Here is a 23,351-nt window from a genome sequence, read left to right as displayed (position 1 = left end):
CAGGCCAGCCGGGTCTGCCCCGCCAATGCCAGCGTATCGTTCACCGCATTCAGCTGCGCCTGCTGGAACTGCGTCTCAGCCACGGCAATGCGCTGCTTTCGGGTCTTCACGTCCAGCAGGTTCACGGCGATGGTGGATTCCAGCGCCCGGTACAGGCCCAGTTCCGGCGCGCCGATCCCCATCAGGCCGATAGCGACCACCGGGTTCTCCGGCGTCATCTGCTGCCAGGCCTCCGCCGCCGACAGCCCGACTGCGGCATAAGACGCCTGCAGCCCCTTGTTGTTCAAAAGCGCCGCCTGCACCGCGGTATCGGCAGAGATCGTCTTGCCCTGCACCATCTGCCGGACTTCCTTGGCCAGCGCTTCGTTCTGGGCTTGTGTCTGGGCAAAGGCGGTACGCTTGCCGATGGCGGCCGAAGTCTGGCTGGCGACTTCCTGAAACCCGGCCTGCGGGCTGGTGTATTTCTCCGGCACCGCCGCCGAACAGGCGGCCAGCACCAGGGGCGACGCCAAAAGAACGCGCCAAGTTTTCGCTGTCATCAGTGGCGCTCCTGCTGCTGCTCGTTGACGCCGCGCCAGGACGCGGGGCCGCTCGGCTCGTAGGTTTCAAATCCTGCGAGGGGGGACTGATAATTCAATGTGCGGTAAGGGCCGGATTGCGCGGCGGCACTTTGCAAGGCTGCGGTATCAGGCAGCGCCGCCGGTGCTTTGGCGCACGCCCCCAGCAGCAGGGCACCCGCCCCGGCCAGAAAGAAAGATTTCATGTGGTGTTCCTGAGGAATATCTGCACGTTTCCTGCACTTGCCTGCAGGAGTTGGTTAGTGCCCGCATAAACGGTTCAGAAACTCAGGTTCTCGGGGGACGCAGCAGCGCAAGCCGGGGATGGGAGGGCAGCTGAGCATGCGCCAGCTTCCAACGGACAGGGCGCTTCAGGACAAACTCACCCGGTTGCAAGGACAGCACGGCCAGTGCCATACAGGCACCTGCGCAGCAGTTCCCCGCGTCGGCGGCGTTCCCGGGGTCGCCCGGGGAATCGTGTGCGCCGGTCTGGGAAGCGCCATGCGCTACGTCTGAGATGGCAGCATCGGCATGGCTGTGCCCATTCTGCGAAACCGCAGCATTGCCGTGATGGTCAGCGAGGGAATGCGCAGCGGATGGCAATGAAAACCCCAGCGCAAGGATCACTGTAAATACAGCAGCCACCCTGACCAGCCGGAAGATATGTGCCAAACACGCCATGCGGACATTTCTCACAAGGGGAGTAGCCCGCGTCAAGGCAGGAATGATGCATCAATTGCACAAATTTCCGTGCCTCTAAGGAAATTCTGGATTTTGCGCAACATTCCGCCAATGCATGCATTGCTTCCAGCAAACCTTCCCGCGCGGGAGGGGTGACCGAAACCGGAAACATTTGAGAACCAACAGTTAAGTGAAGGGTGCGAAACAACCGCAGAGATCCGTCAGCTTTCGGAGACTGTGCATGCCTCGACGCCTCACACATAATATCATGCAAAATGTGGCCTAACCGGCTTGCTTTCAAGCTAGCTTCCAGATGGTAAGCCCTGTCTGCCAGCGGCTGGAGACAAGGTCGGCTTCGATCACTACTCTACAGAAAATTTAGCCGGAGTGAGCTGCGCAGCAAATTTGACATGCATTTCGAGGACTAATGCCGGGTGTACCCTAGGTTGGCTTGATTGCTGCTGCATGACCGAAGTAATTTCCACACTGATCACAGGCCTAAGACCGGCAGGCAGTAGTCTGGCGCATGACAGGCTTTATGACCCTTGCGGCCCTGTGGGCCCATCACTAGTGCCCGCGGTTTAGCGCGGGACGCCCTTTGATTTTGTCATAAGTTGTGAGCGGGGCCGTTGCTGAGCGATTTCAGGATCGGGCAATCGGGCCGATGGTCGCCAGAGCATTGCTCAACAAGGTACCTGAGTGTGTCTCGCATGGCTTTCAGACCTGATATTTTTGCGTCGATCTCTTGCAGATTTTGTTCCGCAACGCGCTTTACTTCGGCGCTGGCGCGGGACTCGTCATCATAAAGCGCCAATAGGTCACGGCAGTCCTCAATCGTGAACCCAAGTGACCGGGCCCGACCGATAAATGCAAGACGGTGCAGTTCTCGCTCTTCGAATTCGCGATATCCATTGCGACCGCGCGTGGGTTTGACTAATCCGATATCCTCATAATATCGGATGGTTTTGGCCGGCACGCCCGACCGTTCTGCAACATCCCCGATATTCATGCTATTTCTCCCTTCGGTCAGCCTTATTCAGCCGGCGCGGACTGCAATGCGGCTTTCGGCCCTCTGATTACCACATGGTGCTTTCCTGCCGCTGGCTTAATCCAGCGCAGGCGCAACGCATTGGTCAGAACAAATACGCTGGACAGTGCCATAGCGCCTGCTGCTAGCACCGGTGACAACAACGGCCCACCGAATGGGTATAGCACCCCCGCTGCGACAGGGATCAGGAGAGTATTGTAGCCGAACGCCCAGAACAGGTTTTCCCGGATGTTGCGCATGGTGCGCTGGCTGACCGCAAAGGCGTTGACAACTCCATTGAGGTCACCGGACATCAACACGACATCGGCGGTCTCAATAGCCACATCGGTTCCAGTGCCGATAGCGATACCTACGTCCGCAGCAGCAAGGGCCGGTGCATCATTGATACCGTCCCCGACAAAGGCCAGCTTGCCGCCATCCGCACGCAGGTTGTTGAGCGCAGCAACTTTGCCTTCTGGCAGCACTTCGGCAACCACATGGTCAATCCCGAGATCGTCGGCGATCGCTTGGGCCGTCACGGCGTTGTCGCCGGTGATCATAGCAACCTTGAGGCCCATCCTGTGCAGCACCTCAATGGCACCAGGCGTTGTCGGCTTGACCGGATCGGCCACGGCAATCACCGCGGCAATCTGTCCGTCAACAGCAGCGTAAAGCGGTGTCTTGCCCTTGCTGGCCAGCGAACCGCTTTTCCCGGCCAGCGCACCAAGATCCACGCCTTCGCGTTCCATAAACCGGTCCGCGCCGATCAGCACCTGACGGCCTCCAACCGATGCCTGGACGCCAAAGCCGGTGATCGAGTCAAAGCTGTCGGCGTCCGGCAGCTTGATCTCCCGCGCTTCCGCTGCTGCAACGATAGCCTTGGCAATTGGATGCTCCGAACTTTGTTCCACGGCGGCGACCAGCCGCAGCACCTCATCTTCGGTCTGACCCCCGGCCAGGATCAGGTCAGTCAATTCCGGCCGGCCAGCGGTAAGCGTGCCGGTCTTGTCGAGCGCAACCACCGTGCTTTCCTGCAGCAGCTGCAGCGCATCTCCCTTGCGGAACAGCACGCCCATTTCGGCGGCACGGCCGGTTCCAACCATGATCGAGGTCGGTGTCGCAAGGCCCATTGCACAGGGGCAGGCGATAATCAGTACCGCCACCCCTGCGACCAAAGCGAGGCTGAGCGCGGGCTCGGGGCCGAACAGAAACCAGGCAGCGACGGTCAACGCCGCAACCGCTATTACGGCGGGCACGAACCAGGTGGTAATCTGGTCCACCAGCCCCTGGATCGGAAGCTTCGCGCCCTGCGCCTGCTCGACCATCCGAATAATCTGAGCCAGCATCGTGTCACTGCCCACCTTCGCCGCCTGGAAAGTCAAAGCGCCGGTTCCGTTCACAGTGGCACCTACGAGCTCGGAGCCTTCGGTTTTCTGCACTGGAATGGGCTCACCTGTGATCATGCTTTCATCGACATAGGAGGAGCCGCTCAAAACCACCCCATCGACCGCGATCTTTTCGCCCGGTCGCACGTGGATGATATCGCCCACCGCGATGTCCTCGACCGCGCGCTCCTCAATTTCGCCGCCACGCTCAACCCGTGCGGTTTTCGCCTGCAGCCCGACAAGTTTACGGATCGCCTCGCCCGTGCGGCCCTTGGCCCGGGCTTCCAGCAGCCGGCCCAGCAGGATCAGCACGACGATCACTGCGGCGGCCTCGTAATAGACATTGGCCGTCCCCGAAGGCAGCCATGAGGGCGCGAAAGTCGACACCAGCGAGAACCCGTAGGCCGCCGATGTGCCCAGCGCCACCAGCGAATTCATGTCAGGCGCGCCTTTGAGGAGGGCCGGAAAGCCCTTGGTGTAGAATTGTAGGCCCGGCCCGAACAGGACGATTGTGGTCAACAGGAATTGCAGTAGATAGCTGGTCTGCATTCCGATTGCGCCCGCTACGAATTCATGCATGCCTGGAATCACATGGCTGCCCATCTCGATCAGGAACACCGGCAGGGCAAGAACGGCCGCAAAGAGCGTCCGCCGGGCCAGTTGCCGGGTTTCCTCAGCTTTGCGCTTTTCTGCGTTGTTCTGCTCACTTGATTTCGGCTGCGCGGGATACCCAGCTGCCGTAGCCAGCGCTGCAAGTTCGGCAGGTGTCGTGGCGCCTGCTGCAAACCGCACCGTCGCGGTTTCAGTGGCCAGGTTAACGGCGGCGTCCAAAACCCCCGCTCCCTCCTTCAGTGCCCGTTCCACGCGGCCGACACAGGAGGCGCAGGTCATGTTTTGGACTTCCAGTGTGGCTTCATCGGTCACAGCGGGATATCCGGCCTCCTTCAGCACTGCAGCTAGGCCAGCGGCAGAGAGCGACCCGTCGTGGCTGACCTGCGCAGTCTCGTTCGCGAGATTGACCGTGGCACCAGTGACTTCGGGCAAGGCCTGCAGCGCGCGTTCCACGCGTTCCACGCAGGATGCGCAGCTCATGCCTTCAACTTGGAATCGGACTGTTTCGTTCTGTGTCATTTCATCACCAAAGCTGGTTGTTTGCAGCAAAATGGAGCTTCCAGTGACTGGAAGGTCAAGGGTCGTTCACTCTGGCTGCTTGCGAAAATTTCATCCGGTGATTGACAGTGCATTGCCGGCTTGACCTTACCGCGCGGTAATCCGGTAGCAGCAGGCAGGGAACCAAGGAGAACCAAGCATGATCACATTCAAGATCAACGACATGAGCTGCGGCCATTGCAAAGCGGCAATTGAGAAAGCAGTCACCAACCTGGACAGCAGCGCGACACTGGAGTTTGATATGGGTGCGCGGAAAGTCCGGATCGAAAGCAAAGCTGCTCGTGAGAGCATCCAGGCGGCGCTCAAAGCGGAAGGCTACGCGTCCGAAGTTTGCTGACACTGTTCAAGGGTGCCGCTAACTGCGGCACCCTTGTTTTTGGCTAGGGACACATTTTTCCCGCGTTTCCGCTGCCGGACAAGCCATGGTTTCGCCAGCGCCTTCCGGGCAGCCATCAGTCCTTCGACAGTTCCGTTGCCCTTCGCACAACAGGCAAAAGCACCACAGCAGAATTCCGCGGCATCAGCCGATCTTCACCAGCGTGTCGGTAACAAATTCGTAGGTCGGCACATCCAGGTTGCGCGGAGCCGGGCCCTTTCGGATACGGCCGGAAGTATCATAGTGCGAGCCGTGACAGGGGCAAAACCATCCCCCGTATCCGCCAGTCGGATCGCCACTTCCCTGGCCTAACGGGATACAGCCCAAGTGAGTACACACGCCGACCACTATCAGCCACTCGGGCTTCTGTACCCGCTCGGCGTCCAATTCCGGATCTATCAGCGTCTCTGCGTCATCCGCGCGCGCCTGAGCAATCCGGACTTCGGTCCGGTGGTCGATGAAGACGGGTTTGCCTTTCCATTTCAACGTGATCCGGCTGCCTGGCTCGACACCCTCAAGGTCGACCTGCACAACCGAAAGCGCCGATACATCTGCACTCGGGTTCATGCTGTCGATCAGTGGCCAGACGACGGCTCCTGCTGCCACGGCTGCGGTCCCTCCCGTTGCATAGTAAAGGATGTCGCGCCGGGTGCCGGGGCCGGAATGTTCCGGATGGGCATTGTCCTGTACCATTGTCAATCTCCCTTCCATTTGAGTGACAGCCGGGCGAGCTTCAGCGGCTGTGCCCAACTGTCATAGTGCCCCCCTCTCCAGTCCTTTTTGTGCTTCGATTGGCTTCGCCTTGGCGACGCATCGTGCTCATCCCATGTCTGGGTATGGCAATTTTCGAAGGAGCTTCCGCTTACTTTCAAGATGCCGTGAGACGGCACCCATCCATCTGTCCGTCGGTCCCGGACGGGAGCTCAAGACGGTCCGGCACACCGCCCCCGTTGGCCCGGGAGCAACGGACCGCTCTCCAAAATTGACCCGATACAGCGCCCGGAGATGACCCTTATGATGGATCGCCGGGCCCATCTGCGCCCTCCCCTTCCTTTTCGCGCCTTCCGGAACTGTGTGTCCCCGCGTGGCCCCGATGCCCCCGGTGCATCAAGAAATGCATTGCCAGGCAGGCAACCAAAAGTGAGGCCGGCGACCAGATAAGCGGCAATACGAACTCACGGTATTCCCATCCCAGTACAAGTGCGCCAAGGGCAAGTGACCCAGCCAATGGCCCCCATTTGCGCCAGATGGATGGCTTCGGGGTGTTTCGAACGATGCTGTCCTGTCCGGTTTCGCTACTCATTGCAGGTTCCTTTCTTCTTTATGTTCAGATGGCTGGGGGTGTTGGCTGTGTGTGCCGACTGCATTGTCGCGCTGCCCGTTGCGGGCAAGAAACAACCGCTCAGCCAGCAGCACCAAGGCGATGGCCGCCAGGGCAATCACCACAATCAATGGATCCGACTGCCACTTGATCGCTGAAAATGCCGCCAGAACCGCCGCGTCGAGAGCCAATGCAATCAGCAGGACCCAGCCACGCACTTCGATCTTGTGCCGCAAGTTCCGCCAGACGCCCCAATGCACTGCCATATCCATGACCAGATAGAAGAACGCCCCCAGCGAGGCGATGCGCCCAAGGTCAAACAGCACGGTCAATGCACCGGCAACAAACACGGTATAAATCAGCATGTGCGACCGGATGGAGCCGGACATGCCGAAATGGCTGTGCGGGATCATCTCCATGTCGGTCAGCATGGTGAGCATGCGGGAAACGGCGAAGATACTGGCGATCAGCCCCGACGCAGTTGCCACCATCGCCAGTGCCACGGTCAGGTAGAAGCCAACCTGCCCGAGCACCGGGCCCGCGGCCTCGGCAAGGGCGTAATCCTGCGCTGCACGGATCTCCTCTGTGCTGAGGCTGGCGCCGACAGCCAAGGCCACCAGCAGATACACTGCGGTACAAATGGCGATTGAGATCAGGATAGTCCTGCCGACACTGCGGTGCGGATCGGTGATTTCAGCACCGCTGTTGGTTATCGTGGTGAAGCCCTTGAACGCCAGGATGGACAGGGCCACCGAGGCAGCGAAGCCCAGTCCGCTGGTTTCTGCACCGCCGTTCCCTGATTGCCATTCACCGCCGCTGGCCCAGAGTGCCGCAATGCCGAACAACGCGATCCCTGCGATCTTTACGGCGGCCATCACCATCGACCAGCGACCGACCGAACGGTTTCCGGAAACATTGACCATATACGCGAAGACGATCAGCGCCACGCCGATTAACGGCACCAACGGTCCGCCATCGATACCGAAAGGCCGAAGCGCGTAAGTCGCAAAGGTGCGCGCCACCAGGCTTTCGTTGATCACCATCGACAGCGCCATAAGAACCGAGGCCGCAGCCGCCACCGTACCCGGACCATATGCCTTGGTCAGGATCATCGCGATTCCGCCGGCGGAGGGCCAGGCGTTGGACATCGCAATATAGCTGTAGGCGCTGAACATCGTGACCAGCGCACCTGCGGCGAACGACAGAGGGAACCAGGGCCCAGCCAACCCCGCAATCTGCCCCGTTAGCGCAAAGATTCCAGCCCCGATCATCACGCCGGTGCCCATCGAAACAGCCCCGGTCAGGGAAATCGACCCGGACCTATAGTCCGCGGCCTGGGGGTGTCCTTCACCTTCCTCGCTCATCGCGGGCTCCTATGAACTAATTGCCTGGTTTCATTGCGGTTTGCTTTTGCGCCTGAGATCCGGCGCGGGCCTCCCCAACCTCCTGCACCACCACGCTCTCCGCTCACGGCCCGGCCCCGGCTGTTCACTCGCCTAGTGTCGAAACAGCTGCCTGCGGCCGTCTGGCTCTGAACGCGGCGACCATACCTGGCTGCGCTTGCAACACCGTACAGAGAGGCGAGGAAAAGGAGAGTATGCCCGGTCATATCTTTACCCCGCGTAGGCGCAGGGAATTGAGCACCACGGAAACTGATGACGCGCTCATTGCAAAAGCGGCAAACATCGGACTGATCAGAATGCCGAAGAACGGAAACAGTACCCCGGCCGCGACCGGCACCCCGGAGGCATTGTAGATCAACGCAAAGAACAGGTTCTGGCGGATGTTGCGCATGGTCGCGCGCGCCAAGCGCCGGGCCCGCACAATGCCGTCCAGGTTGCCCTTGACCAGAGTGAAACCCGCACTTTCGATGGCCACGTCGGCGCCGGTGCCCATGGCGATACCGACATCCGCCTGTGCCAGCGCGGGCGCGTCATTCACGCCGTCCCCGGCCATGGCGACGCTGCACCCCTGTTCCTGCAACTCGCGGATAATTCGGGCTTTGTCCTGCGGCAGCACATCCGCGCGGATCTCGTCGATACCCAGCTTCCCGGCCACGGCGCGGGCCGTGCGCTCATTGTCGCCGGTGGCCATGATGATGCGGAAGCCCAGATCATGCAGCGCCTTCAGCGCGGAAGGGGTCGTTTCCTTCACCGGATCGGCAACGGCCGCCAGGCCGGCCACGGCGCCATATAGTACCACGAACATTACGGTTTCACCCTGATCCCGACGGGCATCGGCCGTAGAAGCAAGACCGGCAGCCTCCAGCCCCAGGTCCGCTACCAGGCGGAGGTTGCCAAGCGCCACCGCATGGCCGTCCACACGCCCCTGCACCCCCTTCCCGGTGACTGCATCAAATTCCGTGGCCTCACCGAGTTTGATGCCCCGTTCCAGCGCTCCGGTCACGATGGCCTCGGCCAAAGGGTGCTCCGAGCCTTTCTCCAACGTCGCCGCCAGCCGCAGCACTTCTGCTTCTTCATGGCCCGGCTCGGGCACAACCGCGATCAGGCGCGGCTTGCCCTCGGTCAGGGTACCTGTCTTGTCGACAATCAGCGTGTCCACCTTTTCGAACCGCTCAAGCGCCTCGGCGTTCTTGATGAGCACACCGGCCTGCGCACCCCGGCCGGTCGCGGTCATGATCGACATCGGCGTCGCCAAGCCAAGCGCGCAGGGACAGGCGATGATCAATACGGCGACCGCCGCGACCAGGCCATAGCTCAGCGCAGGAGCCGGACCCCAGATCGCCCATCCGGCAAAAGCCAGAACCGCAACAGCAATCACGGCCGGAACAAACCAGCCTGCCACCTTGTCGGCATACTTCTGGATTGGTGCGCGGCTTTTCTGCGCCTTAGCCACCATATCGACGATCTGGGACAACATCGTGTCGGCCCCGACTCTCGTGGCTTCAATCACCAATGACCCGGTGCCATTGATCGTCGCACCTGTAACACTGGAACCCTCGACCTTCTCGACCGGGACAGGCTCTCCGGAAATCATGCTTTCGTCGACCGAGGAACGTCCCTCCAACACCGTGCCGTCCACCGGCACCTTGTCTCCCGGCCTTACCCTCAGCCGGTCTCCCACCTGCACCTCATCCAGGGGGATCTCTTCTTCCTGTCCACCGATGCGGATCACCCGTGCGGTCTTGGGCGCCATATCCAGTAGCGCACGGATCGCCCGCCCGGTCCCTTCCCGGGCCCGCAATTCCATCACCTGCCCCAACAGAACAAGCGTGACAATCACTGCCGCAGCCTCAAAATAGACGCCGACATGCCCTTCGGCGTCACGGAAGCCGTCAGGGAACATGCCCGGTGCAAGTACTGCTGCAACGCTGAATAGCCAGGCCGCCGCCACTCCCATGCTGATCAAGCTGAACATATTGAGGTTCATGGTGCGGAACGAGTTCCAGCCGCGAACAAGAAACGGCCAGCCGCTCCACCAGACAACCGGCGAGCCAAGAAGCAGTTCAATCCAGAGTGTGTTACGTTCCCCGAAAATATCCCGGACACCTGCCAGGCCGGCAAAGGGCCCCATGGTAAGAACCAATAGTGGAACTGTAAGTATCGCACCGGCCCAGAGCCGCCGGGTGAAATCGGTGAGTTCTGGGTTTGGCCCCTCCTCCGCAGCAGAACCTGCTTCTCGCTCCAGCCCCATCCCGCAAAGAGGGCACGCGCCCGGTTCGGTTTGCCGAACTTCCGGGTGCATTGGGCAAGTATACACAGGGCCTTCCCAGCCAATGGGAACCTTGTCATAACCTCCACTCAGAGCAGTTTTTCCATGCCCGAAAGCTGCGTGCCCATGGTGGTGATCATGACTGGCCGTTTCCTTGCCAGTTTCTGGGACAAGGTGCATGCCGCAAATCGGGCAGCTTTCAGTTTCAGAGCTCCGAATGTGCGGATGCATCGGGCAAACAAATTTGTCTTCGTCTGCTAAACTGGAGCTTTTCTTGTTGGGAAGTTCGTTCATGTTAATGCCCTTCCGGTTGGGGAATGCTGCCATCGTGAGTTTTCAAGTCACTGTAAGGTCAACGCAGTCAGCGTATGAATTGCCGCCTCGGCTAGAAGCGGGGCGATGCCGATAGCATTGCTTTCATGAGGAATCGTATCGGTGGTCACGACTTGGCTTGCCCCGGCGGCCAGAATCTCGGCGTGAGCTTGCCCGGCAAAGACTGCATGGATTACCGCACACAGGGGCGGCTTGGCCCCGGCTTCCACCAGCCTTTCGATTGCTCCGACCAATGTTCTCCCCGAGGACGCAATATCATCGACCAGAACTGGTGTGCCGGAACATCTCCACTGGCGGCCGGAATTGCTAACCTCAACTCTGCGGTCGCCGGAACGCACCTTGCGCAAAACCTCGTATGGACAGCCGACGAGCGAAGCGACCTCCGCAACCCATTGCCGGCTTTCGCGATCGGGGCCAACCAACACCGGATTTTCAACGGTCTCCGCGATCCACTGTGCCAGCAGTGGCGCAGCAGAAACCCGGCCAGCGGGAATGGCAAACAACTCATCAAGGGCCTGGATCCGATGCAGATGCGGATCCACCGTCACAAGCCAGTCAAAGCTTTCCTCGAGGAAACGGGCGAACAATCTGGCGCTAACCGCCTCTCCAGAGTGGAACCTCCGGTCCTGGCGCATGTACCCCAGATAGGGCGCAATTAGACCGGCGTGTACAGCGCCCATCTCGCGCGCCGTATCAGCGGCAAAGCGCAGCGGCATCGCATGCCGGTCCGGGTCACACAAAGAACACAGGATCACCGACTCGCGGCCTTCGAGATCACCATGCAGGGTTATCCGGCTCTCGCCATCCGGAAACCGGTGCCAGTCCACTGGCGCCACTTCAGCCCCGATCAGCGCCGCCAGTTGATCTGCCAGTGGACGCATATTGTGAAATGGGATCAGAACGGGTCTCATTTTGGCACCTCAATGCGGAAAATCTCTTTCTGCGCGCTGGCAAAATCGCGGGCATAGGCCAATTCGCCCGGCGTCTCAGCCCATATTTCGAACAGGGGTTGTCCGCGCTGGACCAGTGTCCCGGGCCGCGCCATAAGCAACACCCCTGCGCGGGCCTGCTGCGGGGCGCCGGCCAGTTTTGCCACCCGGGCAATAAGGCGGTTGTCGATAGCTGTGATCACTCCATCGCGAGGGGCTTCAACAGGTATCCGGTAGGGGGCCTCAGCAGGCTCGGCGAACCCGCCCTGAGCCGCGCATATCGCCATGAACCGATGCTCCGCTGCGCCGCTGTCGAGCAAAACCCTCGCCCGCTCAACGCCTGCGGTTTCTCCGCTCATTTCCAGCAGGAGCCCAGCCAGTACCAGCGCCCGTTCTCTCAGATCGCCCGGCGCATCCGGTGTACGGCGCAGCACCTTCAGCACATCGATTGCCTCGAGTGCCGGACCGATCCCGCACCCTACTGGCTGGCTGCCGTCGCTGACATGAATCGCCAGGTCCAATCCAATCGCCCGGGCTGTGGCGCGCAGCCGCGCCGACAGGGCTTCGGCCGCATTTTCCGAACGCACTTTCGCGGTGGGGCCCACAGGGATGTCGATCACGACACGGTCCGATCCGGCCGCCGCCTTTTTGGAGAGAATGCTGGCAACCAATTGCCCGTCGCTGTCAAAGTCGAGAGGCCGCTCAATGCGGATCAGTATGTCGTCGGCCGGGCTAAGCCCCAAGGCACCGCCCCAAACGATGCAGCCACCCTGCGCTTCGACAACCTTGCGCATGGCAGCAGTATCGAGCGCCACCGGAGCCATTACCTCCATTGTGTCAGCGGTCCCTGAAGGCGAAGTAATGGCACGGCTGGATGTCTTGGGGATCACAAGCCCTGCTGCCGCGACGATGGCCACTACGATCGGTGTGGTGCGGTTCCCGGGCAATCCGCCAACGCAATGCTTGTCCGGCACAGGCCCTTCGCCCCATTCCAGTGATCTGCCAGCCTCCTGCATGGCACGGGTCAAAGCGATGGTTTCACAGGTACTCAGATGCTCTCCTGCACAAGCCGTTACGAAGGCAGCCAGATCCAAATCCGACAGCCGGTGTGCCAGCGCATCTTTTATGATCGTGGCGAATTGCGCTTGGTGCAGCCGCTCACCATAGACCTTGGCGCGGATTAACGAAGCCGCCTCTGGCAGTTCGGGGTGGGAGAACTGGCCCATATCACCCAGCCTTGGCCGCAATGCAGCCCAAGCTGCGTCGGATAGCGCTGCCGCTTCCGGCCCCAGCCATCCTGCCCCGGTGACAACGTTCAGCGATGCAATCACCGACCGTCCGCCGCAGGCGATCCGCACCCGGGTCAGCGCACGAAATCCTTCGGCGCGGCAAACATGGCAGTCCTGATGCATGAAGACGACAGGCTGGCTGTAAGTGTCTATTTCTGCCCGTACTAGCGGAAGGCAATGTCTCTCACGTGTCATCGCGGCGTCTCCAAACGGATTGTTTCGAGGTGCTCTGGCACCCTCGCTTTCCAGCCCAGTTCATGGTTGACGCGAAAACGCAGCGCGTCCGCCGCTTCTGGCTCACCGTGAGTCACATAGGTCATCCGGGGAGGAACCGGCGCAGCGCCCAGCCATTCAAGCAGCTCGTCGGCATCGGCATGGCCGGACAAGCTGCCTAGAGAGATCACCTCGGCCTCGATCGGGATGTCACGCCCAAAGATGCGCAAGTGATCCGCTCCGGCGGCAAGCGCGGCACCGCGCGTGCCGCCGACCTGGAACCCCGACAACAGGATCGCGTTCCGGCGGTCTCCTCCATATGAAAGAACGTGATGCAGAATACGTCCTCCAGTCAGCATGCCGCTGGCTGAAATGATGATTTTGGGGAAAGGCATGGTGTTGAGCTGCTTGGATTCTTCGACAGAACGCACACGCTTGGCGAGCTCAAACATATCCGAGCATTCGGCCCAGCTGACCTTATGCTCCTTGTGATGGCGGTGATAAATCTCGGTGGCATTTGTTGCCATCGGGCTGTTTAGAAAGACCGGCACTTCGGGAATATCACCGCGTTTGCGAAGCCGCGCGATGTGATACATCAGCCCCTGTGCCCGCCCTACCGCAAAGGCCGGGATTAGGATTGTTCCGCCCCGCCCGATAACTCGGCGGATAACACGGGAGAGCTGCGCTTCGGCATCGACAGGCTCATGCTGGCGGTTGCCATAGGTGGATTCACACACGAGGACGTCCGCCCCCGCAAACGGGGTTGGAGAGCGCATCAAAGGGTCGCTTTGACGGCCGAGGTCACCGCTGAAATGCAATTCCGTGCTACCAAGGCATAATCGTATTTGCGCCGCTCCGAGCAAATGCCCTGCCGGGATGAAGTTGGCCGTGATCCCGTCGCCTAAATCGACTGGCATGTCGAATGGCACAGTTTCCAGCTTGCTCAGCGCCTTCTGCGCATCCTTTCGCGTGTAAAGGGGGGTCGGGCGGGCATGGACCGAATACTTCTTACGGCGGGCAAAGGACGCCTCTTCCTCCTGCAGATGTCCACTGTCGGGCAGGATCAAGCCGCACAATTCCTTAGTCGATTGTGTGCAAATGACCTTGCCCGCGAACTCTGCCTTAACCAGCGCAGGGATATAGCCGGAATGATCGAGATGTGCATGTGTCAGGAGAACAGTATCGATAGATCGAGGCCGAACCGGAAAAGGCTTCCGATTGCGTAAGCGGAGCTGCTTGAACCCTTGAAACAGTCCGCAATCGATCAGGATCCTGCGACTGCGCCATTCAACGAGGTAGCGGGATCCAGTGACGGTCCCGGTGGCCCCGAGGAAGCGCAGGGTCGGTTGCTGCGACTTGCTCATTGCACGTCTCCTCTTCTATTGCTCCGAACGCTTTAGGGTAGCAAGGTGACTTGTTGCGCCTCATCCACGCGCGGCGATCACGTTGAAAATTGGCCCAAATACGAGTGCCACGAACCAACCGTAGGCAAAGGCTTCTGCTAGACCGATCAGGAAGGAAGTTGCTGTGAGCCACGTCATGCCAGGCATCAGCGAGATCCAAGCGCGGTACATCGCATACTGCGGAAAGATCAGATCGAAGCCGACACACAGCATATAAGTCACGGCCAGGAAAATGCTCAGCGCCCAGCCCAGCTTGACGACAGGGATACGCGGGGGCGCCATCACGTTTTCGGGGTCGACCTCAGAAACTTGACCGGTTGCGCAAGGGCCGCATCCAAGCCGCAGCACAGCAAAGACTAGCAGAGCTGCAGTCGCAAAATAGAGTATGGCAAACACTTCTCGAACTCCTGAACACACCACACAGCATGTGAACCGGGCCGCTTGGCTGGGCGCTCAACTGGACCGGGTGGTTGGTTCAGGAAAAATTCGGAGGGTGTGGAGACGGTGAAAGGGCTATTCCGTCCGCAAGCAGCCGGATATTGAGTACGGCAACCGACATTTCCGGCTTCCATTCAGGCATCAGGACAATTGGGAGTAGAGCCAAAGCGTGACACATTGCATGCAGTCCACAGTCACCCAAAGACGCAGGCACGCTATAGAGGTTCTGATCGTGCTGAATAGACTCTTGCTGCCCAAAATCCGCAGCTAAGGCCTGAACATGGCTATAGCCAGGCATTGAATGCTCTGCACCTACCGTTCGGTCCGACCCCGCAGACGCCATCAGAATTGCAGACAACAGCAGGACCAGGGTCAGGTGAAGCGCCGAGCGAAGGCGCCGCAGTCCAATTCTCCTGTACGTTACTCCTGCAACTCCCACGATCCGCTTCTCCAAATGACTACTCAAGTCTACATGTTATTTACCCGGAGGCCTTGATTTGCCTCAACCGCCTTGCTCTCGCTTCCAGGCTGCCCAAAGAAGAGGTGCTCCGGTCAGCAGCCCTAGCCCCAGCACTGCCCAGATGGCACTAGGTCCATCAGGCCCGACCAGCTCACTGCCAAGATGCGCCAGGATGAAGCTCGCTGGCAAAATGCCCGCCGCAGTTGCGAGTGCGAAGCGCCAGAACCGCAATGCAGTCAGCCCTGCTGCATAGCTGATCAAGTCAAATGAAACGAAGGGCAAAAGACGGCTGCCAAACACCGTCAGCATCAGTGCATTCTGCGATCCCATGAGACCTGTCTCAAGCTTAGCACCCAGATAGCGCTGAATAGCCGAGCGCCCCAACCGCCGGGCAATCAGAAAGGCGATGATCGCTCCCAACTCGGCCCCCAGTGCAACGAGACCGGTGCCCAGCACATGCCCGTAGACCGCCCCGGCTGCCACCGCTACAGGAGCTGAAGGCAAAGGGCTGGCAACGATCGCCATAGTCATGAGCCCTACGATCACCAGCGGCCCCAAGATGCCAGCCGCATCGACCCAAGCTGTAATGTCTGCACGCGTCATTGCAGGCGGCAAAGCATCAGCCCTCCAAAGAACAAGCACCAGCAACAAAGCGACGGCCACAACCGCTAGCACCGACCTGTGGCGGCGACGGAAATCCGGTAATCGTCCTGTGCGCAGCATGTGCCTTCCTCGTCGAAATCGTTGGCGCGTTTATTGATGTATCGCCATCTTCCATAGACTAGGGCATTCAGGATTGGCCGATCCACCTCGCCCGGATGGGCAATTGTATCGCTCAGTCGTAGCGAAGCGCTTTGCGACAGCTCGATACAAATAGGCGAGCTTTCCAAGCAATATTGCACCGGCCCTGAGTGCTGTTGCCCGCGATAGAGCAATCGTCGTCACTCGGCAGCTTCGCGTGCCTGTTTTACCAGTTCTTGCAGTTGCGGTTGCTCAACAAAACCGGGAATCAAGTTTTCGCCGATCACGAAAGACGGCGTGCCGTTGAAGCCCAACTTGCGCGACAGCGCCATAGAAGTGGCAATATGCTCCTCCACCTCTGGCGCGTCCATGTCCTGGCGCAACTGTTCCACGTCCAGCCCGGTTTCACGTGCGATACGGATGACCGCAGCCTCCGTAGCCCTGCCCTGCATTCCCATCAGAGCCCAATGGAATTCTTCGTACTTTCCTTGTTTGCGCGAAGCCAGAGCGGCACGCGCGGCAAAGACAGACCCGTCACCCAGGATGGGCCACTCGCGGTAGACCAGCCGGATATTGGCATCATCTTTCAGCAGCCCCTGCACTGAAGCCATCGCACGGCGGCAATAGGGGCAGTTGTAGTCGAAGAACTCGACAACCGTTACATCCCCTTCGGGATTGCCCAGAACCGGGGCGTTGGGATCGCGTTCCAGCGTGGCACGGTTGTTGTCAAGAACCACCCGAGCAGCTTCAGCTTTGGCGGCGTCCTGGTCACGCTGCAGCATTTCGACCGCCTGCATGATGATTTCGGGCCGCTCCAGGATTGCCTCATAGACCAGTTGCTTGATCTCCTCCTCTGTCAATTCTTTGGTCAGGCCGGGCAAAGGCAAAAAGGTAAGACAAAGTACCGGCAATATACGTTTAGGACGGATCATTGGTTTCTTCCTTCTTGCTGGGCTTCTACTTCTGTTCTTTCTGCTTGGTACCGCTGCTCGCGCTCGGGCCAAGCTGATTTTATGAAATTCAGGATACCGCGAATTTGCGCATCACTCAGCTGGCTGCCAAAGCCTGGCATGCCGCTGTCCAAGGCGACTCCGCTGTTTGCTAGCGCAGCCTGCCCCCCCAATTTGGTATACTCGAACAGCATTCGGTCAGAATGGTGCCAAGTGTGGCCCGTCTCATCATGCGGAGGCGCCGGCAGACGGCCATCCTCTCCTGGGCTGCGCCAATTCGGCTGGCCCTCCAGATTTGCCCCGTGGCAAGACGCACAGTACTCCGCATAGAGCACCTTTCCCTGTGCAACTGACACCGCATCAGCCGTTGGCACGAACGGGAAAGAGGGCCGGAAAATCCACGCCGCCATCAGTGCGGCGACAGCCAGCACCGCCGCCGCACTGATGGCCGCCCGCGTCATGCCTGCACCCGGATCCAGGTCATCATGCCAGAGGCCGCATGCGAAAGCATGTGACAGTGGAAAGCCCAATCGCCGGGATTATCGGCAATAAAAGCAATCTCGTGGCTTTCGCCGGCAAAGCTGAGAAGCGTGTCGCGCAGGTGGCCCATTGAGCCATCGGCATTTACGGTGCGGAAATGCATCCCGTGCAGATGCATAGCGTGCGGGAATGCTGTGTCGTTGGACACTGTGACCCGGACAGTCTCGCCCCGCGCCAACGTCGTCAGCGGTGCCTGCGTCATGCCGACTGTTCCATTGAAGGCCCAGAACTGGTTCGCCTCCACCAATTGCCGGAACCCGGTGCTCTGCCCGTTAAGAACAGCACTGCGCAGCGAACCCATTGCTCCGCCAGCCATGTCGAGCCGCAGCTCCTTCGCGGCATCCAACCCCGTCATCTCCATCGCCGGGTTCGGCGGAAGCGGCGCCGGGGAGCCGCGCCGGGCGCTACTGGACACGCCGCGCACCGGGAAGGCAGCCTGGGCATAGCCTTGACTGTCCTCGATCCGTGCGAGAAACGCCTCTTCGCCGTCTCCGGCTGTGACATCGACAATGAGATCAGCACGCTGGCCGGGGCCGAGCAGCAGATCTTCCGAAACTGCCTCGGAGGCTGGCAGCGGCATTCCGTCCAGCGCCATCACCCAGCCCTCCAAGTTGACCAGCGCCAGCATGAAGATCCTGGCGTTGGAGGCATTGATCAGCCGAAGCCGGAGCCGCTCATGCCGCTTGACCGATTGGGTCCAGGCTGACTGTCCGTTGGTCGAAATGAAATTGCCCAACCGTCCGGCATGGGAGCGGTCGTGGCGCGACTCGAAGCCCGGATACAGCTGCCCGCCATCCGGCTCCAGCAGCCAGTCGTCAAGCACAAGTGTAACATCCCGGTCGATATCCGGCGGCGTCTTTTCGTCTACGATCAGCGGGCCGTGGAGCCCGCGCGCCACCTGCTCGGCCGACCGGTTGTGGGCGTGGTACCAAAAGGTGCCTGCATCCCGAACGGTGAAGTCATAGTCGAAGCTGCCGCCCGGCGGCACCGGAGCCTGGGTCAGCCCGGCCACCCCATCCATCGAATTCGCCGCACGGATGCCGTGCCAATGGACTGTGCTTGCCTGCGGCAGGCCGTTAACAAATCGCCGCTGCACCCGACCGCCCTGGGGCACCCGGATTTCCGGCCCCGGCGTGCCGCCCGCATACCCCCAGATCTCTGTTTTCGGGTAGTCCGGCGGCAAGAGCTGCACCGGATTGACGGTGGCGTGCAATTCCATCAGGTCCGGCTCCAGGGCGCTGCCCCGGACCGGCAGCTGCGCCAGCACGCCAGCAGCGCCCGCCGCTGTCAGAAACCTTCGCCTTGAAAACATTTCCACTTCCTCTCAGGCAGGCGAACCTCCTGCCTCCAAACCTGGTCATTACTTGCCTGTGACCTGCCACCTTCCAGCACAGGAAGGTCAATGGCGGCCCACCATCAGCATTGTAACCATATGTATCCTTGGCGTGACCGCGCACGTGCCCAGGGTGGACGCGGGCGGCTGTCTGCCCGCTATCGGCTTCCCGGTTACCCGCCCCGCTTCCGAACGCGGTCTTGGCGCGCCCGGCGGCAGTTTGCGGGAGGTGCCGCCGCAACCCGGTCCAAACGCTCCGTGCCGGCAAAGCGCCGGCCCTTCGCGCAGCCGCATCAGGCAGGCAGAGTTGCCACCGGGTGCAGCACGACCCGGGTGTCCATCGGCACCCTGCCGTAGAGATCGATCATCTGGTCATTCACCAGCCTGGCACAGCCATTCGACACGCGCCGCCCGATTGTGTCCGGTTCGTTGGTGCCGTGAATACGCAGAAATGTATCCCCGCGCCCGGGCTGAAACAGGTAAAGCGCACGCGACCCCAAAGGGTTGCCGAGACCGCCGGGCATGCCATCGGCGAACTTGGCATAACGATGCGGTTCGCGCCGTATCATATCTGGGGTCGGCGTCCAGCTGGGCCACTCCTTCTTCGCGCCGATATAGAATTCGCCCGCCTCATACAGGCCAGGTCGGCCAATCCCGACTGAATACCGGATCGCGCGGCCCTCAGGCAGTGTCCAGTACAGCGCGAACTGGCCCGGATCCACATGCACCTCGTAGGGCGCGAAGCTGTTCCGGATGCGCACCTGGCGCGGCAAAAATTCTTCGGGCATGTTGTAGACCGGCAGCTTTGTCGTATGCGCGCTGCCCCGCGAGCCCAGCACGGTCAACGCTCCTGCCCCAGCAATGAAATCCCGCCTCTGCATATTGCCTCCTTTTGGTTGTTTCACCTGTGCCGTACAATTCTCCAGGCCCCGGGCAGAGATTTCCCACCGCCCTGTGACTTCAAGAACTAGAACACCCGGATGCCTTCCATTGTTCCGCGAGCCGCGGCTTCCGGCTCAGCCCATGGCCTGCGCCGCAAACCGCGAAGCATGAGAGTCATTCATCAAGTGCGGCCTTGCGGCGCCTGAACTCCTCTTCATCGATTTCTCCGCGGGCAAACCTGCTGCGCAGCACCTGCAGTGCATCGGCGGAGGCGTCCGTGCCTGCGTTGCGGTTATCGGCCAGCCACCGCACAGCCACCACGATCAGCGCGACAATGCCGCCCCAAAACAGCAACATCATCAGCGCCCCGAGCATGCCGAACCCGCCAGACCACATCATGTGGCCATACCCCTGCTCCCAATTACCGGACGCATCCGCCCAAGCCGCAGCAGACGCCAAGGGCAGAAGCATAATCGCCAGCGTTGCAACCTGTCGTTTCATCTTGGTCTCCATTTCACGTTTCTATTTCGGGTTCACCGCCCGCAAGAGGGATTGAGAGCGTCGCCAGCAGCCCGCCATCCGGGCGGTTGGCCAAGGTGATGTCGCCGCCATGGGTACGCGCAATCGTACGGGCGATGGATAAGCCAAGCCCGTAGCCGCCGGTTTCCAAAGACCGCGACGTCTCCAGCCGCAGAAAGGGGTCAAACACCCGCTCCAAATCTTCCGCAGGGATGCCAGGGCCGGAGTCCGCAACCGTGATCAACGCGCTTTTTCCGTCGTTGCCATATCCAACCCGCGCCCAGCCGCCATAGCGCAGCGCATTGTCGATCACGTTGCGCAAGGCCCGCCGCATCGCATTCGGCTGCAGGCCGACCACTGTCTCCGCCCCTGGACGCAAATCGAAGCGATCCAGCATGTCAGCTTGCAGCCGTTCCAGGAAACTGCCCAGTTCACACGTTTCCAGCGGCTCGGACACCGCCAGCCCCCGGGAGAACGCCAAGACCGCGTCCACCATGCTCTGCATTTCCTCGATTGAGGAAATGAGGCTGTCCCGGGTTTCCTCCTCGTCGACAAATTCCGCCCTGACCCGCATGGCCGTCAAAGGCGAGCGAAGGTCATGGCCCAGTGCCGCCAGAAGCCGGGTGCGATCTGCAACGAAACGTGTCAGCCGCTCTTGCATCCGGTTGAACGCCGCGGTCAGATCCTGTACCTCACATGGCCCCACCGCAGGTAGCGTAGCCAACTCTTCCCCCCTCCCCAACCGGTCGGCAGCAACGGAAAGCCTGCGCAGCGGCCCGGTTACCCGGCTCATCAGGAACCAGAACACGACAATGAGCATAAAGCCGGCGGTAAGCGCAAAAGTCAGGGTCGAATAAAGCGGCCATTGCAATGGCGGCCGTTCGAAGCGGGTACCAACATTCAGCCATTGGCTGCCGGACAACGCGATGGACAGCTTCAATTCAATGGCCGACATATGCCCGCGCATCATCTCCCGGTGCATGGCGGCCATTTCCTGGTTGAGATGCGGCAGCGGCAGCCCCGCACTGTCAACCTCATGCAGTTCCACCCGGATTTCGCGGTTGAAATTACCGTCCAGCAGTGCGCGCACACGCTCTTCGACAATCCCGCTTCCGTCGTGCGACGTATGCCCGACTTCGGGCTCCGGCGCGATGGCGAACCGTACCAGCGGCGAATTCGCAGCGCGCAAAATCGAGGCGTGCAGGCTGGCAGGCGCTTCTTCGATCAGCCGGGCCACATTGGCGGCACGTCCAGCAGTTTCCGCTCCGAGCGCCGCGCGTACCGCCAAACTGCGCTCGTCGACAAAGAGCCAAAGACTGATCGCCTGAGCGGTGGCCAGAGCGAGGATAACCAGCAGCACCAACTGGCTGTGCAGGCTGTTGAGGGCGCGCCTCATTCGTTCATTACCTCCACATCTGCCGCCAGGCTGTAGCCGCCGTTGCGCACGGTGATGATCAGCCGCGGCTGCATGGGGTCCTTCTCGATCTTGCGGCGCAAGCGGCTGATCTGGTTATCTATCGTCCGATCCAGGGGCGCTGCACGCCGGCCTGCGGTTAAGTCCATGAGCTGATCCCGGCTCAGGACCAGGCGCGCCCGCTCCAGCAAAACCGTCAGCAGCTTGAAGTCGGCCCCGGTCAGGGCAGTTTCCTGCCCGTTGCCGTCAATGAGGACGCGGCGGTCGCTGTCCAGTACCCACTGGGCAAACCGGACCTTTTTGCCGGCCAGGCTTCCCGCCAGCGGCTCGGAGCGGTCGGATCGCCGCAAGATAGCTTTGATGCGCGCCAACAGTTCGCGCGGGTTGAAAGGCTTGGGCAAATAGTCATCTGCGCCTATCTCCAGGCCAACGATCCGGTCGGTTTCCTGCCCCAGGGCCGTCAGCATCAGAATTGGGAGACCGCCTTCGCCAGACAATCTTCGGCAGACTGACAATCCGTCTTCGCCCGGCATCATCACGTCCAGAACGATCAGATCGAAATGCCCGGTTGCCAGTTTCGCATCCATCTCCGCCGCGTCTTGCGCCGCAGTTGCGCGCATGCCGTTCTTTTCCAGGTACCGTGTGACCGCGGCCCGGATTTCACGGTGATCGTCAACGACGAGAATATGTGGCATTTCATTCATTTGCATCGATAATAGGTTATTGCCGCAAGTGGTTCTGCAGAGTTTTGTCGCAGAATGTATCAACTGTTTCAGCTGTGACAGAGCGATACAATTCCCCAGCCCGGCGCACTGGCAAGCTCACGCCCCGCATCCCAGATTGGCTTTATCCAAACACTCTGGGAAAGGTCTGGACATGACGAATTTGAAACTTCTTGCGCTCACTCTCGCGGTATCCGGCTCAATGGCGGGTGCGGCACTGGCACAGGCCAGCCACGGCCACGGCGGCACAGCCGGCGCCAATACATCAGGCATGATGCAGCAGAATGCGGATTCGCAGATGAAGGGCGGCGGTATGATGTCCAACATGAAGCGCATGCACGGCAGGATGATGCAGATGCACGGGCAGCACAGCATGGGCAACGCCATGATGGACCGGCAGATGATGGGCATGGGTATGGGCAAACCCGGCATGCTGACGGACAAACTTCAATCCGCCCTGAAAGAGTACGACGCGGACAGCAACGGCACGCTTTCGATTGATGAGTTCGAAACATTCCACAGCGCTATGATCCGCGAACAGATGGTAGACCGTTTTCAACACCTGGATGCGGACGGCGACGGCGCGGTGTCTGAGGAAGAGATCTCTGCCCAGACTGCCCGCATGAAGCAGATGATGGCAGGATCCGGTATGGCCCACAGCGGCCCGCAAGCCGAAAGCGATCAGCCTGGCGACGGCATGATGGACCAGCCAAAGGATAACTGATCCTCAAGACACTTTTCTGGATGCCATCTGGCACAGCCTGACGGCATCCTTTCTAGGGGCAAGTATCTCAACGTATCCCCTAAAAGCTGGGCATCTTTGCTGTACTTCTAAGCAGCGGCAAGCTTGGGGCGGGTGATCGAACAGCTACTCGCTTGCAGATTGCTAATGCAAAGTAGATCCCTTTTGTCGCCCCATAACCGTACCCGTGTCATTTCCGCAAATGATGCATTCGCACCGTTTCCGAGACGCGGAAACACGCAGCTGCTGGACGC

The 23,351-nt window shown here is 60.5% G+C and carries 21 protein-coding genes and 1 pseudogene; 2 read left to right on the top strand and 20 right to left on the bottom strand.

Annotated elements, in window-relative coordinates; translation table 11 throughout:
• The 4 genes and pseudogenes from PHA8399_RS02425 to PHA8399_RS02410 all read right to left on the bottom strand — a co-directional run.
• Nucleotides 1–539: pseudogene (locus tag PHA8399_RS02425) on the bottom strand (TolC family protein); the annotation flags it as partial.
• On the bottom strand, nt 539–763 hold the full coding sequence (locus PHA8399_RS02420; protein WP_058284619.1) for a hypothetical protein: 225 nt from the start codon (nt 761–763) through the stop codon (nt 539–541). The gene PHA8399_RS02420 and the pseudogene PHA8399_RS02425, both read right to left, overlap by 1 nt.
• A 1,082-nt stretch (nt 764–1,845) precedes the next feature.
• Entirely contained in the window at nt 1,846–2,247 is a 402-nt protein-coding gene (gene cueR / locus PHA8399_RS02415) for a Cu(I)-responsive transcriptional regulator (RefSeq protein WP_058284618.1), read from the bottom strand.
• Between the two features lie 23 nt (nt 2,248–2,270).
• A complete protein-coding gene (locus PHA8399_RS02410; RefSeq protein WP_058284626.1) occupies nt 2,271–4,781 on the bottom strand; it encodes a heavy metal translocating P-type ATPase in 2,511 nt (836 codons plus the stop codon).
• Nucleotides 4,782–4,959: 178 nt separating this feature from the next.
• On the opposite strand from PHA8399_RS02410, the gene PHA8399_RS02405 reads away from it, so the two are divergent.
• Nucleotides 4,960–5,157, top strand: a complete 198-nt coding sequence (locus PHA8399_RS02405) for a heavy-metal-associated domain-containing protein (RefSeq protein ID WP_058284617.1) — start codon at nt 4,960–4,962, stop codon at nt 5,155–5,157.
• A gap of 183 nt (nt 5,158–5,340) precedes the next feature.
• Here PHA8399_RS02405 and petA read toward each other — a convergent pair whose 3' ends face one another.
• The 16 genes from petA to PHA8399_RS02330 all read right to left on the bottom strand — a co-directional run bounded on the left by petA (nt 5,341) and on the right by PHA8399_RS02330 (nt 22,337).
• A complete protein-coding gene (gene petA, locus PHA8399_RS02400) occupies nt 5,341–5,889 on the bottom strand; it encodes a ubiquinol-cytochrome c reductase iron-sulfur subunit (protein WP_058284616.1) in 549 nt (182 codons plus the stop codon).
• A 319-nt stretch (nt 5,890–6,208) separates the two neighbouring features.
• Entirely contained in the window at nt 6,209–6,499 is a 291-nt protein-coding gene (locus PHA8399_RS22930) for a DUF2933 domain-containing protein (RefSeq protein WP_082649436.1), read from the bottom strand.
• The gene (locus PHA8399_RS02395) at nt 6,496–7,881 is read right to left on the bottom strand and encodes an APC family permease (RefSeq protein ID WP_058284615.1); all 1,386 of its coding nucleotides are present in this window, start codon (nt 7,879–7,881) and stop codon (nt 6,496–6,498) included. Before PHA8399_RS02395 ends, PHA8399_RS22930 begins: the two co-directional genes overlap by 4 nt.
• Nucleotides 7,882–8,122: 241 nt before the next feature.
• Complete coding sequence (locus PHA8399_RS02390) at nt 8,123–10,483, bottom strand: copper-transporting P-type ATPase (protein ID WP_208856256.1); 2,361 nt, start codon at nt 10,481–10,483, stop codon at nt 8,123–8,125.
• A gap of 47 nt (nt 10,484–10,530) precedes the next feature.
• A complete protein-coding gene (locus PHA8399_RS02385) occupies nt 10,531–11,433 on the bottom strand; it encodes a ribose-phosphate diphosphokinase (RefSeq protein ID WP_058284613.1) in 903 nt (300 codons plus the stop codon).
• Entirely contained in the window at nt 11,430–12,935 is a 1,506-nt protein-coding gene (locus PHA8399_RS02380) for a thymidine phosphorylase family protein (protein WP_058284612.1), read from the bottom strand. The genes PHA8399_RS02385 and PHA8399_RS02380 overlap by 4 nt, the downstream gene beginning before the upstream one ends.
• A complete protein-coding gene (locus tag PHA8399_RS02375) occupies nt 12,932–14,317 on the bottom strand; it encodes an MBL fold metallo-hydrolase RNA specificity domain-containing protein (RefSeq protein ID WP_058284611.1) in 1,386 nt (461 codons plus the stop codon). The genes PHA8399_RS02380 and PHA8399_RS02375 overlap by 4 nt, the downstream gene beginning before the upstream one ends.
• Before the next feature lie 60 nt (nt 14,318–14,377).
• Nucleotides 14,378–14,752: a DUF5676 family membrane protein gene (locus PHA8399_RS02370; RefSeq protein ID WP_208856255.1), complete on the bottom strand. Its 375-nt coding sequence runs from the start codon at nt 14,750–14,752 to the stop codon at nt 14,378–14,380.
• Nucleotides 14,753–15,296: 544 nt separating this feature from the next.
• Nucleotides 15,297–15,977: a TVP38/TMEM64 family protein gene (locus PHA8399_RS02365; protein ID WP_058284610.1), complete on the bottom strand. Its 681-nt coding sequence runs from the start codon at nt 15,975–15,977 to the stop codon at nt 15,297–15,299.
• Between the two features lie 218 nt (nt 15,978–16,195).
• Entirely contained in the window at nt 16,196–16,927 is a 732-nt protein-coding gene (locus PHA8399_RS02360; protein ID WP_058284609.1) for a DsbA family protein, read from the bottom strand.
• Nucleotides 16,924–17,355 (bottom strand): c-type cytochrome, encoded by a 432-nt coding sequence (locus tag PHA8399_RS02355; RefSeq protein ID WP_058284625.1) that lies wholly within the window; start codon nt 17,353–17,355, stop codon nt 16,924–16,926. Before PHA8399_RS02355 ends, PHA8399_RS02360 begins: the two co-directional genes overlap by 4 nt.
• 47 nt (nt 17,356–17,402) lie before the next feature.
• Entirely contained in the window at nt 17,403–18,704 is a 1,302-nt protein-coding gene (locus PHA8399_RS02350) for a multicopper oxidase family protein (RefSeq protein WP_244270138.1), read from the bottom strand.
• Nucleotides 18,705–19,111: 407 nt separating this feature from the next.
• Nucleotides 19,112–19,699: a L,D-transpeptidase gene (locus PHA8399_RS02345; protein ID WP_058284607.1), complete on the bottom strand. Its 588-nt coding sequence runs from the start codon at nt 19,697–19,699 to the stop codon at nt 19,112–19,114.
• A gap of 175 nt (nt 19,700–19,874) precedes the next feature.
• Nucleotides 19,875–20,213, bottom strand: coding sequence for an SHOCT domain-containing protein (locus PHA8399_RS21800; protein ID WP_244270137.1), 339 nt, complete (start codon nt 20,211–20,213; stop codon nt 19,875–19,877).
• A 1-nt stretch (nt 20,214) separates the two neighbouring features.
• Entirely contained in the window at nt 20,215–21,615 is a 1,401-nt protein-coding gene (locus tag PHA8399_RS02335; protein WP_058284606.1) for an ATP-binding protein, read from the bottom strand.
• Complete coding sequence (locus PHA8399_RS02330) at nt 21,612–22,337, bottom strand: response regulator (RefSeq protein ID WP_058284605.1); 726 nt, start codon at nt 22,335–22,337, stop codon at nt 21,612–21,614. Before PHA8399_RS02330 ends, PHA8399_RS02335 begins: the two co-directional genes overlap by 4 nt.
• 136 nt (nt 22,338–22,473) lie before the next feature.
• On the opposite strand from PHA8399_RS02330, the gene PHA8399_RS22745 reads away from it, so the two are divergent.
• On the top strand, nt 22,474–23,079 hold the full coding sequence (locus PHA8399_RS22745; RefSeq protein ID WP_244270136.1) for an EF-hand domain-containing protein: 606 nt from the start codon (nt 22,474–22,476) through the stop codon (nt 23,077–23,079).
• Nucleotides 23,080–23,351 lie beyond the last annotated feature (272 nt).

The sequence above is a fragment of the Leisingera aquaemixtae genome, assembly GCF_001458395.1.
Classification (GTDB): Bacteria; Pseudomonadota; Alphaproteobacteria; order Rhodobacterales; family Rhodobacteraceae; genus Leisingera; species Leisingera aquaemixtae.
Note: the sequence above shows the minus strand (reverse complement) of the source record. Positions and strands in the feature narration are given on the sequence as shown.